This is a genomic window from Bacillus sp. FSL P4-0290 (genome assembly GCF_037975435.1).
GTDB classification, from domain to species: domain Bacteria; phylum Bacillota; class Bacilli; order Bacillales; family Bacillaceae; genus Bacillus; species Bacillus subtilis.
Map to the genome: position 1 here is coordinate 3,417,104 of NZ_CP150253.1, position 15,913 is coordinate 3,433,016.

A 15,913-nucleotide genomic window follows, 5' to 3' on the forward strand; every position below is an offset into this window, starting at 1 on the left:
GGTTTGGGTTATTTATATGCAGAAAAAACCGATTTCAACTCGAAATCGGTTTTTTCTCTTATGATTTCACATTGATCACTGTTGGACGTGCTTTTCTTAGGTTGCGAATCTTCTCTTTCATCAGTATCGATTCCTTATTCCTTTCAATCTTCGATATAATATATCTTTTTCATTTTAAAAACACCGCAGAGCTTTACCGTATTTGTCTGTTCATCTAACGTGAAGAATGACTAAACTGGCTGTTATTGTCATCTTCCATAAAGCAACTACATCTCTGCTATCGTATCTATAGTCGCAGTAAAATAGTCATTTTTCACCCATTTTCGACACATTTCAACAAATTAAAGTTTTTCATTTGGGAGAATAGGACGATGTTACATTATTTCTCTCGGTTTATGATATGAACATGAAGAAAGAACCAGAATTAGTTAGGAGGAAATACTCAGTGAAGAAAAAGCTATCTATGATGTTGCTGGCATTCGTCGTAGCCGTAACAAGTTTTACGGCTATTGACCTAGTAAACAACAAAGCGGAAGCTAAAGATTGGGTTAAAAAAGGTCAAATATGGAGTACTCATTACCATTCGGGCTCATTTAAAAACTATACTTACTCGCCAACTTTTCATATTTATTATCCAGGACGAGGAACTTGGGCCAACATGACATCAAATGGATCAGGCAGCGGGAAAATTACAGCAACTCTGCAACAAAAGACAAATAAAGGCTGGAAAAATGTTAAAACTTTTTACGCAACAAAAAAAGGCTCTACAAATTTAAGTTACAAACAAGCTTCTAAAAGCTACAAAACAAAATACAGATTCAAATTCACTAACACAGGAACTAAAAAAACCATCAGCTATACCTTTTGGGCTACCTATTAATTTCAAATAGCTTTGCTCTGCGCGGTCAGCATTCGAAAAGGACTTTTTATTTGATCCCGGCAGGCTACCATAAAAGAAACCTCTCCGTCATGGAGAGGTTTCTTTTATTTTACTGACTATCTAAGCGAAAAGAACGGTTTGGCAGCTTCCAATTAAACATATAGGAACAAACCCGGCAAACAACGAGCACGAAAAACAGAACGTATAAGCCGAACGAGTTCCCCATCCAGCCCAAGCCGACGATTAAACCGCCGAGAGCCGCCCAGACTGCATAAATTTCTGCCTTCAGCACAAGCGGTTTGCGCCCGGCAAGAAGGTCGCGGATGATTCCGCCCCCGCTTCCCGTCAGCACCGCAGCCACGATCACGGCACTAAGCGGATGGCCCATTTTGACGGCATACAGTGCGCCTTGGATAGCAAAGGCAGCGAGGCCGATCGCATCTGATAAATTGCCCCACTTATTCCAATGCTTCAGCAGCAGCTTCGGAAACAGAAACACAATTGTAATAGATAAAAGCGCGATTTGAAAGTACGCTCCCTGCTCCCATAGCGCTGAAACCGGAACACCGATCAGCAAATTGCGGATCGCTCCTCCTCCAAAAGCTGTGACAATCCCTAATATATAAACTCCTAAAATATCATATTCCTCTTCCATCGCAACAATTGCGCCGCTGACTGCAAACGCAATGATGCCAATCACACTGAGCAGCTCCCAAGCCATTCTGATGACTCCCTTTTATGTTTGTTAAATTTTCTGACGACCTCTAGATTTTATAATCGCTCAAGCGTAAAATCAATAACATTTTTATGAGAAAAAAAGATAAATTTAGAGGGAATACGGCTATTGCTGATGGACATGAGTTTGCGAAATTAAAAAAGCGCCCGGCATACGCGGGCGCTTTTTTTGTTATTCAGATTTTTCGCCTTTCAGCAGGCACATAAAAATGATAATCAGGATAAAAGCAATCAGGGCCAGGAATGGAATCGTAATAAAACCAAACCAGTTAATATATTGGCCCGAGCACGGCACGCCGCTTACACATGGCTTAATGCCGCTAAAACCGGGCACTTTTTGCTCTAAGTAATGCATGATCGAAATGAATGCCCCAATAATCGCCATCGGGAGCACATATTTTTTCACTCGTGTGTCCCCTTGAAAGGTGGCGATGCCTAAAATCAGGACGAGCGGATACATGAGGATACGCTGGTACCAGCACAGTTCACATGGAATAAACTTTCTGATTTCACTGAAATACAGGCTGCCCAGCATAGCGATAAGAGCCACAACCCAGGAAGCATATAAAAATACGATTCTATTTTTCATATTGTTACTTCCCTTTCAGCTCTTTTTCTATTGTCTCTTTGATTTCATCATAATCCGCAAAATTTTTGATCACTTTATCATTGACATAAATCGTCGGTGTTGCCTGTATGTTCATTTTTTGATTAAGGTCAGAATCCTTTTCCACTTGAGAAGCGAATGTTTCCTTATCAAGATTTTCCTTGAGCGTCTCAGGTTTTATCTTTGTGGTGCTTTTTGCAAGATCACCAAGGAGGCCTGGGGTTACCCATTCCTGTTCCGTATCCGGCTGTTTTTCGAACAGCTTTTCATGGAAATCCCAGAAAGAGTCAGGGTCTTCCTTCCATACTTCTTCAGATGCAAGAGCCGCTAACCTTGAACCTTTTCCATGGAACATGACGTTCACGAAAGAAAATTTCACATCGCCCTTATCAATAAAGTCTTTTTGTATTTTTGGAAAGATGTCACTGTTAAACACCTTGCAAGACGGACATTTGTAATCTCCGAATTCTACTACAGTTACCGGTGCATCGTCCTTGCCAAGCACAGGCTGCCCTTTGATAGACGGCTGTCCGGAAACCGCATCATTGCCTTGTTCCGTTTTGTTATTAATGATGACAATGGCTGCTAGCAATACAACAACCACAACCGTAAGGATGACCGCGAATTTCGCAGAAGACTGCTGTTTCTTTTTCACTCCGACACCTCATCGTTTTAAAATTAAAAAAGAAGCGGATCGCAATTGATCCACTTCTTTATTTTAACAAGACAAGCGCCGATAAGAAAACCCCGAAAAAATGAATTCTCTCCGACAATTTATTTGTTTTTGAGACGCATGACGCGCATAGCGTTTGCCACAGCGAGCAGTGTAACACCGACATCTGAGAAAACCGCTTCCCACATGGTTGCAATTCCAAATGCTCCAAGAATGAGAAAGATCGCTTTCACACCTAAAGCAAAGCCGATGTTTTGCCACACGATTCGCCGTGTCCGTTTCGCAATCCGAATCGCTTCTGCTATTTTTGACGGCTGATCTGTCATCAGCACGATGTCTGCGGCTTCTACCGCGGCGTCTGACCCAAGGCCTCCCATCGCGATCCCTATATCTGCGCGTGCAAGCACCGGCGTATCATTGATGCCGTCACCGACAAAAATGAGTTTTTCACTAGGCAAAAGCTTAGCTTCTAATGCTTCGACCTGCGCGACTTTATCTTGCGGCAGCAGCTCTGCATATACCTCACCAATCCCAAGCTGTTTTCCGATGGCTTCTCCCGTTTGTTTCGAATCACCCGTCAGCATAGCTGTCTGTTTGATCCCAAGCGACTTCAGATCAGCAACCGCCTGTGCTGCGTCTTCCTTTACTTCATCCGCTATGATGATTGCTCCGGCATAGCGTTGATCAACAGCAACGTGTACGATTGTACCAGCATTTTCATCCGGGACATCCTCAATTTGTTCTCTTTCCATGAGCTTTTTATTCCCGGCAAGGATCTCAGTTCCATTTACCTTTGCAAAAATGCCGTGGCCGGGGATTTCTTCGTATGACTCTATCTCATCGGAGGAAAGCATTTTCCCGTAAGCTTTACGCACAGATTCAGCAATCGGATGCTGTGAATGAAGCTCAGCGTATGCCGCCGCTTCAAGTAATCTATCCTTTGTAAAACCTTCCGCGGGTTTGATTTCTGTCACTTCAAAGCTGCCTTTTGTTAGTGTTCCCGTTTTATCAAACACTGCGTATTTGACTTGATTCAAGGCTTCTAAATAATTGCTTCCCTTTACAAGCACTCCGGCCTTTGAGGCCGCTCCGATTCCGCCGAAGAAACCGAGCGGAATAGAGACAACAAGCGCACAAGGACAAGAAATCACTAAAAAGATAAGCGCGCGGTACACCCAATCGGAAAGCGCGGCGCCAGAAAGAACAAGCGGCGGAACAAAGGCCAGCAATACCGCAATGATCACCACAGCAGGTGTATAATACTTGGCAAACTTCGTGATAAAGTTTTCTGTCCGGGCTTTACGGCTGCTCGCATTCTGAACCAAGTCTAATATTTTTGATACTGCTGATTCCTGATAGCCCTTTGTGACTTCAATATGCAGAACGCCGTTTTGATTGATAAAGCCTGACATTACATCTTGTCCTTCCTGAGCTTTTCTCGGAACGGACTCACCTGTCAACGCAGATGTATCAACCATCGCTGACCCCTGCACGACCTTACCGTCCAGGGGTATGCTTTCTCCCGGATTAACCACAATGATGTCTCCTGTCTGAACGTCCTCCGGGGAAACCTGTTCGATGCCGTTCTTTGTTTTGAGATTGGCGTAATCAGGCCGTATGTCCATTAACGCACTAATTGATTTTCTGGAACGGCTGACCGCTGCTCCTTGAAAAAGCTCACCGATTTGATAAAACAGCATAACGGCGACCCCCTCAGGGTATTGCTGAATCAGAAAGGCGCCGATTGTGGCAAGAGCCATTAAGAAATGCTCATCAAACACCTGACCGCGGATGATGTTTTTGACTGCGCGGATCATAATGTCACCGCCGATGATTAAATAAGCACCGAGGAAAAGGAAAAATTCAATGGTTCCCGAATGAACCAAATATGCTGCTGCGCCGAGAATGACAGCCGCCGCCATTCTGATCAGCATATTGACCATTCGATTACGATAGCCATCATCAGCTGATTTCTTTATATGCTTTTGGCGAACCGTTACATGCGGATCAATTGATTTCACTTTTTTCTCTACTTTATTCGTGACCCATTGCTCTTCTTTCCCATCGGCTGAGACAGTTAAGGTGCTTGCCGCAAAATTTACCGCGCATCCGTCAATGCCTTTTATGCCTTTGACTCCATTTTCGATTTTTTGGGCACAATTGCTGCAATCCAAACCGTCCAGAACGTATTCCTGTTTCACTAGTCTCACCTTACCTTCCGATTTAGGGTTCCCTTTTCAAAGCGTATCAATGAGTATTCTATTTACTTTACATATATGAGCATATACTCATATATAAGTTACACCTATTATATGTTGTTTTCCAAGAAAGTGTCAATGAAAAACAAAAACCGGCATATAGCCGGTTTTTCATTTTACTTTTTGCAGGCGAAGAGCATTCAGAACAACGGAAACGGAGCTGAATGCCATTGCTGCTCCTGCTATCCACGGTGCTAAAAATCCAAGTGCTGCGATTGGGATGCCGAGGCTGTTATAGCCAAGCGCCCAGAATAAGTTTTGTTTAATGTTTTTCATTGTCAATCTACTCATGCGGATTGCGTCTGCAATGCTGTTTAGATCGCCGCGAATCAGTGTAATGTCTGCTGTTTCCATGGCAATGTCCGTGCCAGTTCCAATCGCCATGCCGATGTCAGCTGTGGCAAGCGCCGGCGCATCGTTAATTCCGTCGCCTACCATTGCTGTCTGGCGGCCTTCTTTTTGCAAGCGGGCGATTTCCGCCGCTTTTTGTTCAGGAAGGACTTCCGCAATGATATTCGCAATTCCCGCTTCCTTCGCAATGGCTTCTGCGGTTCTGCGATTGTCTCCTGTCATCATGATGACATCAAGACCCAACTCTTTCAGACGGGCAACAGCCTTCCGCGACGTATCCTTAATCGTATCTGCAACTGCTACTAGCCCCGCTGCTTCTCCATCAATGGATACAAGCATAACTGTTTTCCCTTCGGCCTCTAGCTCTTCCATTTGGGCGAGAAGAGCCCCATGCTCAACCTGTTCGCTCTCCATTAATTTTCTTGTGCCGACGAGAATGCTTTTTCCTCCGGCTTCAGCCAAAATGCCTGCGCCGACTTTTGCTTCAAAACGGGTTAGCTTCGGTATCTCAAGCCCTTTATCTTTCACGCCAGCAATAATCGCTTCGCCAAGCGGATGCTCTGATCCCGTTTCGGCTGCCGCTGCAAATTGAAGCAAATCTTTTTCTTCAAAACGGCCGAATGGAATGGCATCCGTCAGACGCGGCTTCCCGTTTGTCACGGTTCCGGTTTTATCAAGAACAATGGTATCGAGACGATGTGTTTTTTCTAAATGCTCGCCGCCTTTAAATAAAATCCCGAATTCAGCAGCGCGTCCAGATCCAGCCATTATGCTCGTCGGAGTGGCAAGACCGAGGGCGCAAGGACAGGCAATGACAAGAACCGCAATGAACTTGCTGATCGCTTCAGCAAAATCGCCAGGAGCCGCCCAAAGATACCAAATGAGAAAAGTGAGAACGGCAATCCCCAATACAATGGGCACAAAAATGCCTGAAATCTGGTCAGCGAGACGCTGGATCGGCGCTTTTGACCCTTGTGCTTCCTCAACAATTTTGATGATATGAGAAAGCGCAGTATCCTTTCCGACGTTGACAGCTTTAATTTTCAGAAAGCCGTTTGCGTTAACGGTTGAACCTGTCACGCTGTCACCAGGATTTTTGTCAACAGGAAGACTTTCTCCTGTAATCATCGATTCGTCAACCGCTGAACGGCCTTCAACCACTTCTCCGTCGACAGGAATTCGTTCGCCAGGTTTGACGTAAACAATGTCATTAACAAGCACTTCATCGATCGGGATGATTTGCTCCTGTCCGTCTCTTACAACAGTCGCTGTTTTCGCTTGAAGCTTCATCAGCTTTTTAATCGCATCCGAGGAACGGCCTTTTGCTTTTGTTTCAAACAACTTGCCTAATAAAATCAGAGTCAGCAAAATCGCGCTTGTTTCATAGTAAAGGCCGTCTGTATGCCCGTGAGAGCCAAGGCTTTGAAAAGTAAGATAAAGACTATAAGCGTAAGCAGCCGTCGTACCGAGGGCGACCAATACATCCATATTGGCGCTTTTATTTCTGAGCGCCTTATACGCACCCACATAAAACGGCCAGCCGATCAGAAACTGGACTGGTGTCGCCAGCGCAAATTGCATCCACGGATTGAGAAATATATCCGGTACCCAAATGAATGATGTAAATGTAAAATGGCTCACCATCGCCCAAAGCAATGGAAATGACAGGACAGCTGAAAAAATCAGTCTCGCCGTTTGCTTCCGTTCTTCTTTCTTTTTAGCAGCAGCAGCCTCACTGTCCTGTTCACCCTTCAACTTTAGCTTATATCCAAGCTTATCTACCGCTTCTTTCAAATCGCCGACAGACGCTTCTTTCGGATTGTACTCGACCGTAACCGTTTCTAAAGCGAAGTTTACTGGAGCGTTTGCGACGCCTTCTATTTTGTTAAGCCGTTTTTCTATCCGATTGGCGCAAGCCGCACAGGTCATGCCTTCAATATCGAATTCAGCTTTTTCTGTAACGACGTGATAGCCCAGCTTTTCTATTTTTTCTTGAATCGCTGCAGTCCCTGTTTCAGCAGGATCGTAGATTACATTTGATGTTTCCGTCGCCAGATTAACATTTGCATCCGTGACACCGGGCATCCGCTTCAGGCCTTTTTCAATTCTGGCAGCACATGCCGCACAGGTCATACCAGAGACCTGCATCGCGATTTCCTTTTGTTCACTCAACATACTCACTCCTTTATATACACCTGGGGGGTATATAAAAATGAAAGAAATATCGCGCCTCCCTAAAGGCGCGATACCTTGAATCACTCAGCTACGTCATAGCCCTGATCTTCTATCGCATCCGCAATATCTTTGACTGATACTTTGTCAGCATCAAACGAAACATCGACTTTACCCGCTTCCAGATTGACATGAACGGCACTGACGCCGTCCAGTTCTCCTACGCTTGTTTCTACTGCTTTGACGCAGTGCTGACAGGACATTCCTTCAACTTGCAATGTTTTTTGTTCCATATTAATTCCTCCTGTTTATTCTTTCTACTTTCATCCTACCATACCCCCGTAGGGTATTACAATAAAAAAAAGCTTTATGATTTTGTGAACTTTTTAAATACGTCCAAAAGCTCAGAAATGGCCTGTTCCCCGTCTCCGCTTTTGATGGCATCTGCTACACAATGATGGGCATGATCCTCAAGCAAATGAAGCGCCACATTTTTCATTGCCGCCTGAACAGCTGAAATTTGCACAAGAATATCTACACAATATCTGTCGTTTTCCACCATGTTTTGAATGCCTCTGACCTGGCCCTCAATCCGCTTAAGCCGGTTTGTAATCTGATCCTTTTCTTTCGAGCTTTTATGGTTTAATGTTTTATGTTCGTTATGCTTTTCCATGCGTACACCTCTGTTTAATGATATTAATTCCCATTATACTGATTGTCCAAACGGTTGTCTAAGCATGCCGACGCAAAAAATGAATCAGTTAGGTTTTACCATTTGATCAGGAGGGTATATACTTCTGTTGATAACGCTTTTAAAGGGGAGAAGAAAAGTGGATGCGATCAAGGTTGGAATATTAGGATACGGATTGTCCGGTTCTGTTTTTCACGGGCCGCTGCTGGATGTTCTGGATGAATATCAAATCAGCAAAATCATGACATCTCGGACAGAAGAAGTGAAACGGGATTTTCCAGATGCTGAGGTTGTACATGAGCTTGAGGAAATCACAAATGACCCTGCCATTGAGCTTGTCATTGTCACCACCCCGAGCGGCCTTCATTACGAGCATGCTATGGCATGCATACAGGCCGGAAAACATGTTGTGATGGAAAAACCAATGACAGCAACGGCCGAAGAGGGGGAAACATTAAAAAGGGCTGCCGATGAAAAAGGCGTATTATTAAGCGTATATCATAACCGACGCTGGGATAACGACTTTTTAACGATTAAAAAGCTGATCTCTGAGGGATCCCTTGAAGATATCAATACATATCAAGTTTCCTATGACCGCTACAGACCTGAAGTTCAAGCGCGGTGGCGGGAAAAAGAAGGCACTGCCACTGGTACGCTGTATGATCTCGGCTCCCACATCATAGACCAAACCCTGCATTTGTTTGGGATGCCTAAAGCCGTGACTGCAAACGTGATGGCCCAGCGGGAAAATGCTGAAACGGTTGACTATTTTCATTTAACCCTGGACTATGGCAAGCTTCAAGCCATTCTATACGGAGGATCAATCGTTCCGGCAAACGGACCTCGTTATCAAATCCATGGAAAAGATTCCAGCTTTATCAAATATGGAATTGACGGACAGGAAGACGCACTCAGAGCGGGAAGAAAACCAGAGGATGACAGCTGGGGTGCGGATGATCCGGAGTTTTACGGAAAGCTTACAACCATTCGTGGCTCCGGCAAAAAAACAGAAACGATCCCATCAGTAAATGGCTCCTACCTTACTTATTACCGTAAAATAGCGGAAAGCATACGAGAAGGTGCTGCGCTGCCAGTCACTGCTGAGGAAGGTATTAATGTCATCCGCATCATTGAAGCCGCGATGAAAAGCAGTAAAGAGAAACGAACCATTATGCTGGAGCACTAAAACAAAAGCCTCCCCAAATAAGGGGAGGCTTTTTCATTAGAATGTTTTTCCTGCTTCTTTCGCACGCGCAATCGCGTCTTCTTTGATTTGCTGTGCTTTATCAGGCTCCGCATTATGTCCCTCTACGAAAATGCCATCGAATGATGGTACCCCGAAGAAGTTCATCATGATGCCGATGTAGCGGTGCCCCATTTCCATCTCAGCCGCAGGGCCTTCTGAATAGTAGCCGCCGCGCGCTTGGATATGAATTGCTTTTTTATCAGTTAATAAGCCGACAGGACCTTGTTCTGTGTATTTGAATGATTTTCCTGCAACAGCAACAGAATCGAGATACGCTTTCATCACTGGCGGGAATGAGAAGTTCCATAAAGGAGTAACAAATACGTACTTATCAGCTGATGCAAATTGATCGCTAAGCTCTCCCAAACGGCCTACTTTCGCTTTTTCGCTTTCAGAAAGCTCTTCAAAGCCTGTACCTGACTGAAGCTTTCCCCATCCGCTAAATACATCTGCGTCAATGTGCGGGATATTTTCTTTGTACAAATCGATATGTACAACTTCATCATTTGGATTCGCTTCTTTGTAAGACTCGATAAATGCTTTACCTGTTGCCATACTGTACGAAGTTGCTTCGTCATGCGGATGAGCAGTGATATATAATACTTTTGCCATTTTTACCAGCCCTTTCGTTTTTAAAAATCACACATCAATTATTATCATACAGATGCATAATGATTATTCTGTCTCTCTTAGACTTTATTATAGAGACAAAGAAATTTACTTTCAAGTAAAACATCTCGAATTAAAGATTATTTAACTTTCCAAACAGCTTTCTTTTCAAAAGCTGTTCTCAAGCCGGAATACAGCGCGGACAGTTCTTTACTGATTCGAGGATAATGAGGGACATGCGGCACTTGAATATCCGCAGGCATCCTTTTCACTATAAAGGATTGCTCAGCCTGTTCAAAAAACGCCCGCAGCTGGTTGATCTCTTCATCAGAAAACGGAGCAGGCGGACGGCGGTGAGCTTGCGCCGAGAGCAAATAGTACCCTAAGTGCTGAGCACCGGAAATGGCAGGCCAGAGCGCCTCCGCATTCGCATGAGGAAACTCTCCAAGGGCCTTGTCATACGCATCCCGAAGCCTGACAAGGCTCACCCTTAACTTGTGTTCGTCGGCATTCTGCCCGGTTAACAGTTTCTCCATAAACTGCCCTTCCAGCCGGATGACGTTCCTCATCAGTTCAGGCAGTCGCTTCGTTGAAAACCGCCGCCACAAAAGTATTGTTCCCAACAGCCCGATCACGCTGCCGACAGCTACATCAGTCAGCCTCGCTATCATAAAATAACCGGCACCCGCGCCGCCATGCATACTTTCTGTGATAACAAGCGCATTTGCGGTTAAAAAGGGAACAGCCAGCGCATAATTGCGGACGATCAGCATCTCAAGAAGACATTGCAGCGCTGCAATACAAAACGCAATATAAACACCGCCCGGCTTAAAAAACAGGATTGCGCCTGCCAGCATAACACCGATTACCGTTCCGGCCGAACGCTGAATAGCCCTGTGAAGCGTAAAAACAACAGTAGTGCCAAGCATGACCGCTGCTGCCGAAAGCGGAATCCAATAGGAACGTGCAAAACCGAATGCGAGGGCAAACATATCGGCGGCAAACAGAACAATTCCGTACTTTAACGCTCTAATCAAAACTGGAGACTTCCAGTCAAAAGCATTTCTCAAAAAGTAAAAAGAGGATGGCAGGCGGCTCGGTTCCCCGTCAAGCTGCTTATCAAAACGTCCTGAAGCGATATGCAAAACCTCATTGATTTCTTCAAACAGCTTCCGCCTAGGCTCAGATTCGTTCTCATTAATCTGAAACGTACCGGAAACCCGTGCATGCGCAAGCATATCTCCGGTTTGGCGAAGTGCCTTTTCAATCTGCGCGGTCTCTCTGTCCGGCGTTTCAGCTGAAAAATGAATAATGGCAATGAATATGTCGTCAGCTTTTTCAAGGAGGCGGAAAAATCGTTCATCATGCCGCGATTTTTTCCGTCCGTTCCCTTTCCCCAGAACGGTTTGGCGGGATGTTCTGAGCATGAGCACCGTCTGATGCTGCGCATGATGAAAACCTGGCGTTCCGACGGCTGAAAGACATGCAGCCAGCTGATGATATGTTTTTTGCAGCACCGCTCCCTCCGGTCCATGTTTGTTCCATAACCAGCCGATTAAAGCGATACCCATGGCGAAAATGCCGCCGAGAAACGTCAGTCCCGCTCTGAACAGCGCTTGTGAAGGATCGGCCGGCAGCCCGGAACTGACTAAAAAGGCAAGGACAAAAAACATCGGCGCAGGGCCTTGAATGCCGAGCGCGCTAAAAATAAACATCGCCGCTGCACCGATCAGCCCCAAAACAGCCGCCATCATCCAAAGCATCCCGGACAAAAGTGTCCCTAAACCAAATGAGAGGGCGATCCCAATAGAAACCAAGAGCAGCTTCAAGGCGCGCTTTTTGTACGATTCACCGCCCGCATATAAATAAACAAAGCCTCCGATACTTGCAATTAATCCGTAATCCGTGTGACCTGCCAATGCACCGACCAGCACAGGAAACCCTGAAGCGAAACCTGATCCGATAGCCTTTTTCCAAGGAAATGGATTTGCATGAATGCGAAAGGCATCCTTCACGATAGGCATGATTCTTTGATTGTTCGCAGCAGTTTTGTTCATTTGACAAAATCCTTTTCAATGAATGTGTAGAACTTTTCCCGTTTCTTCGCTTTAGTATGCCCAAAAACGCGGTTAGCTTCTCAATTGGTGCGCCCGATAAAAAAACAGAGACTTATACCGTCTCTGCTTGCATGACATCAGTTTATTATCATAAAAGCGGCACCTGTCAGGACTGTTTTGTCCTTCTGCCTTCCTTTAAGAGCAGGTGAATAAAAAATAAAGGATAAATCAATAGATACCCATTAAACAGCCACCACACAAGATCAAAGTCCCTGCTGAATGTCCAGAATGATAGCGCCTGCAGACCTGAACAACAGGTCAGCACAAGAGAAATCAGCGCCATCAGCTTCCAGTCAGCACGATTCACCCGCTGTAGGTACAAGCTGTACAACCCTGTGACAGAAATCAGGATATCCAGCGGAAAAAAAGACCAGTTCCAAGCGATCATAAACGGATGGTCATGATGTTTAAAAGCCCAGCTTTCCGGTATGAGCGAAAACCCGGCTGACAGCCAGTACAAGATAAAACCGATATCAGTCACGAGAAAAAACAGCTTCATATATCTCATTTGTACTGCCCGCTTTTATGTACCGGCTCAGACACCGCAGCATGCTCGATCAGGTTTAAAGACACAACACCGGCAATAATCAATCCAATTGAAATGACTTTCATGACACTAACATGTTCTTGAAAAAACAAAAAACCAACGACTGTAATCAAGACAATTCCCATCCCTGACCATACAGCATAAGCAACTGATACATCAATGGATTTAAGCGTAAGCGTCAGAAAGAAAAGACTCCCTCCATAAAAGAAAATCAACAGCAAACTGGGAATAAGCTTTGTAAAACCAGACGATAGCTTCATGCTGACCGTTCCCGCAACCTCAAACAAAATCGCCAAGCATAGAAACACCCAATTCACGTGGCATCAGCCTCCTCATCAGCTGTTATACCGTTAAACAAAACATCTACAATTGATTCAAGCACCTCTCCTGTCGTGAACTGATGTTTCAGTGGATATTCAGGGTCATACACTTGGTTGATGCTCCCTATATACATGTGAACAAACAGGTCCGGATTGATGTTTCTGATTCTCTTTTGCTGTTTGCACTCGTTTAATAATGCTAGGACAATCGCCCATTCTTCCTTAATAAACGTGTCTAATGTAAGCCACGCATCATAATGGTATTTCTTTAGTTCATTTAATAATCCCATGTTCAGCAGTTCCATCCCCTGCGGAAGGCTGATCAGCATTTTTTTCATCTTTTCAAGCACATTTAAACTTTCATTTTCATAGATGTCTCTTTCCATTTGCTTCATTTCAGCTATAAATTGTTCGACAACCGCCTCAACAAGCTGATCTTTAGATGAATAATGTGCATAGAGCGTCCGCTTGCTCGTTCCCAGCGCTGCCGCCAAATCATTCATCGTAAATGAAAATCCTTTCTGCTTAATCAGCCGGATGGTTTCCGCCATAATTCTTTTTTCCACATTAATCCCCCGCTTTCGGTACCAAGAAAACTATTTCGGTACCAATATTATACGAGAGAAATTTATGGAAATCAACAATATATAAAAAAACCTCTCCTATTGGGAGAGGTTTAAAAGACACTGCGGACCAAACCGCCGTCCGCCCGAAGTGCCGCGCCATTGATCGCAGAGGAAAGCGGACTGCTTAAAAACGTAACGAAGTGGGCGATTTCTTCCGGACGGATCAGTCTTTGAATAATAGATGTCGGCCGGTTTTCTTTCATAAAACGTGCCTCAGCTTCTTGAACAGTCAGGTTTTCACCAGGATACAGCGAGTTCAGCATGGTTTCCACACCCTCTGTTAAGGTAGAGCCCGGCATGACGGTGTTGACTGTGACATTCGTGCCGGTTGCCAGCTCCGCCAAACTGCGGGAAATGGATAGCTGCATCGTTTTTGTCGCACTGTAATGGGCCATTTCCTGTGACGGCATAATCGCTGCTTCACTGGCAATGAAAATCACACGCCCTTCTTTTTTCTCTATCATGTTATGCAAATACCTGCGTGTCAGCCTTACACCGCTCATAATATTCACTTCAAAAAAACGAAACCATTCATCGTCGGGAATATCAAAGTACTCCGCCGGTTCAAAAATCCCTAAATTGTTGACCAAAATATCAACCTCTGGAAATGCCTGAAACAGCTCATTGCAGCCTTCTTCTGTTCCCAAATCAAATGCAGCCGGATAAAGAACCGCTTCAGCATGTTGTATTTTCAGTTCATCTATCGTCTGATTCACTTTCTCTTCCCGGCGTCCGTTAATGATCACTGCCGCACCTTCTTCAGCTAACGAAGAGGCAATAGCTTTTCCGATCCCAGATGTCGAACCGGTCACCAGTGCGGTTTTTCCTTGTAAATTCAGCTTCATTATTCATCCCTCCGTTTTTGATTCCTCTTATTTATTGACAGAAATCTGATTGGTGAAACATCTGCTCTGCAATCAGTATGAAACAGCTGGGATTGAAATGGAAGTACGCACTTTTTGGTGCCTGTGGTTTGGAGAAAAAATAAAGCAGAACCTCTTTAGAGGTTCTGCTTTATTGTCAGTATGTATGGAGACGGTGGGAGTCGAACCCACGTCCAGAAACATCGATTACTTAAGCGTCTACGAGCGTAGCCTGCATATTTATGGTTTCACTCATCTTCTTGCCTGCGGGCGGGCCTTCCGAGAGCTAGTCTGTTCATCTCTTCTTACGTTCTCAGACGGGAACGCAAGCGTAGCCTACTTAGATGTGCTCTTCACAGACACATAGGCAATGTCAGGAAGAGCTCGCTGCGCTTATTAGGCAGCTAATGCTACGTTTTGGTTAAAACTGTTAGTTTTGCCAGTTATATTTATGTGCGTGTTTACGAGATCGCCTCTCGGCTCGCAGCTCAAGCTCGATCCATCCCTGTCGAATCCGTAACGTCCCCTTGGTATAAGGGAAATACGGGAGAAAATATCAAGCTCTCACTCAAACTGGCTATAGTCTTATTATAACATGATCACGGCTCTTTTCAATTGTCAAATCCTTCAAATGAATGGCGTCGTGATCTGATCGTGAACACAGTATAGCACAGGCCTGATTTTCGAATCAAGCACTATGCCTTTAGAAGCCTTTTTGACTGTCTCTGAACGCTCTTTCGATTTCCCGCTTCGCGTCCTTGCGCTTCAGATCTTCCCGTTTGTCATAGTTCTTCTTCCCTTTTCCAAGGCCGAGAAGCACTTTGGCAAAGCCGTTTTTTAAATACAGCTTCAGCGGAACGAGAGAATAGCCTTTTTCCTTTGTTAACCCGATCAGCTTATTAATCTCCTTGCGGTGCATTAACAGCTTTCTTGTCCGGAGCGGATCGTGGTTATAGCGGTTTCCCTGCTCATATGGGCTGACGTGCATATTGTGGAGAAACACTTCTCCCCGTTCGATTTTGGCGAAGGAATCTTTAAGGTTTACGCGGCCGGCGCGAATCGATTTGATTTCGGTTCCTTGCAGAACGATGCCTGTTTCATAGGTTTCTTCTATAAAATAATCGTGGTTGGCTTTCTTATTTTGAGATAATACTTTTCCTGACCCTTTTGGCATGCCAGAACCTCCTCTCTCTAAGGAAAAACTGTCCACCTTTTGCG

Annotated in this window: 16 protein-coding genes and 1 other RNA gene; 2 read left to right on the forward strand and 15 right to left on the reverse strand. The window is 44.9% G+C overall.

Annotation, left to right across the window (positions count from 1 at the left end):
* Positions 1-445 precede the first annotated feature (445 nt).
* Positions 446-880, forward strand: a complete 435-nt coding sequence (locus MKY10_RS17970) for a hypothetical protein (protein WP_015251231.1) — start codon at positions 446-448, stop codon at positions 878-880.
* Positions 881-989: 109 nt separating this feature from the next.
* Here MKY10_RS17970 and MKY10_RS17975 read toward each other — a convergent pair whose 3' ends face one another.
* The 7 genes from MKY10_RS17975 to csoR all read right to left on the reverse strand — a co-directional run bounded on the left by MKY10_RS17975 (position 990) and on the right by csoR (position 8,349).
* Complete coding sequence (locus tag MKY10_RS17975; protein WP_048655203.1) at positions 990-1,601, reverse strand: trimeric intracellular cation channel family protein; 612 nt, start codon at positions 1,599-1,601, stop codon at positions 990-992.
* Positions 1,602-1,787: 186 nt separating this feature from the next.
* The gene (locus MKY10_RS17980; RefSeq protein WP_003228417.1) at positions 1,788-2,204 is read right to left on the reverse strand and encodes a disulfide oxidoreductase; all 417 of its coding nucleotides are present in this window, start codon (positions 2,202-2,204) and stop codon (positions 1,788-1,790) included.
* Positions 2,205-2,208: 4 nt separating this feature from the next.
* Positions 2,209-2,877, reverse strand: coding sequence for a disulfide bond formation protein BdbD (gene bdbD / locus MKY10_RS17985; protein ID WP_003228414.1), 669 nt, complete (start codon positions 2,875-2,877; stop codon positions 2,209-2,211).
* Positions 2,878-2,996: 119 nt separating this feature from the next.
* Positions 2,997-5,105 (reverse strand): heavy metal translocating P-type ATPase, encoded by a 2,109-nt coding sequence (locus tag MKY10_RS17990; RefSeq protein ID WP_139127062.1) that lies wholly within the window; start codon positions 5,103-5,105, stop codon positions 2,997-2,999.
* A gap of 159 nt (positions 5,106-5,264) precedes the next feature.
* Positions 5,265-7,676, reverse strand: a complete 2,412-nt coding sequence (gene copA, locus MKY10_RS17995) for a copper-exporting P-type ATPase CopA (RefSeq protein WP_048655201.1) — start codon at positions 7,674-7,676, stop codon at positions 5,265-5,267.
* 83 nt (positions 7,677-7,759) lie between these two features.
* Positions 7,760-7,969, reverse strand: coding sequence for a copper chaperone CopZ (gene copZ, locus MKY10_RS18000; protein WP_003228406.1), 210 nt, complete (start codon positions 7,967-7,969; stop codon positions 7,760-7,762).
* Positions 7,970-8,043: 74 nt separating this feature from the next.
* A complete protein-coding gene (gene csoR / locus MKY10_RS18005; RefSeq protein WP_003228404.1) occupies positions 8,044-8,349 on the reverse strand; it encodes a copper-sensing transcriptional repressor CsoR in 306 nt (101 codons plus the stop codon).
* 127 nt (positions 8,350-8,476) lie between these two features.
* On the opposite strand from csoR, the gene iolW reads away from it, so the two are divergent.
* Complete coding sequence (gene iolW / locus MKY10_RS18010; RefSeq protein WP_048655200.1) at positions 8,477-9,553, forward strand: scyllo-inositol 2-dehydrogenase; 1,077 nt, start codon at positions 8,477-8,479, stop codon at positions 9,551-9,553.
* A gap of 36 nt (positions 9,554-9,589) precedes the next feature.
* Here the strand turns inward: iolW and azoRB are convergent, their stop codons facing one another.
* The 8 genes from azoRB to smpB form a co-directional block, all read right to left on the reverse strand.
* Positions 9,590-10,225, reverse strand: coding sequence for an FMN-dependent NADH-azoreductase AzoRB (gene azoRB, locus MKY10_RS18015; RefSeq protein WP_003243587.1), 636 nt, complete (start codon positions 10,223-10,225; stop codon positions 9,590-9,592).
* Positions 10,226-10,362: 137 nt separating this feature from the next.
* Positions 10,363-12,279: an FUSC family protein gene (locus MKY10_RS18020; protein WP_048655199.1), complete on the reverse strand. Its 1,917-nt coding sequence runs from the start codon at positions 12,277-12,279 to the stop codon at positions 10,363-10,365.
* 166 nt (positions 12,280-12,445) lie between these two features.
* The gene (locus tag MKY10_RS18025) at positions 12,446-12,847 is read right to left on the reverse strand and encodes a YvaD family protein (protein ID WP_017695155.1); all 402 of its coding nucleotides are present in this window, start codon (positions 12,845-12,847) and stop codon (positions 12,446-12,448) included.
* Positions 12,844-13,203, reverse strand: a complete 360-nt coding sequence (locus MKY10_RS18030) for a multidrug efflux SMR transporter (RefSeq protein WP_003228392.1) — start codon at positions 13,201-13,203, stop codon at positions 12,844-12,846. The genes MKY10_RS18025 and MKY10_RS18030 overlap by 4 nt, the downstream gene beginning before the upstream one ends.
* Entirely contained in the window at positions 13,200-13,772 is a 573-nt protein-coding gene (locus MKY10_RS18035) for a TetR/AcrR family transcriptional regulator (protein ID WP_048655198.1), read from the reverse strand. The genes MKY10_RS18030 and MKY10_RS18035 overlap by 4 nt, the downstream gene beginning before the upstream one ends.
* 110 nt (positions 13,773-13,882) lie before the next feature.
* Positions 13,883-14,677 (reverse strand): SDR family oxidoreductase, encoded by a 795-nt coding sequence (locus tag MKY10_RS18040; RefSeq protein WP_048655197.1) that lies wholly within the window; start codon positions 14,675-14,677, stop codon positions 13,883-13,885.
* A gap of 182 nt (positions 14,678-14,859) precedes the next feature.
* Positions 14,860-15,222, reverse strand: a transfer-messenger RNA (tmRNA) gene (gene ssrA, locus MKY10_RS18045).
* Between the two features lie 176 nt (positions 15,223-15,398).
* Complete coding sequence (gene smpB, locus MKY10_RS18050) at positions 15,399-15,869, reverse strand: SsrA-binding protein (RefSeq protein ID WP_003220025.1); 471 nt, start codon at positions 15,867-15,869, stop codon at positions 15,399-15,401.
* Positions 15,870-15,913: the final 44 nt, after the last annotated feature.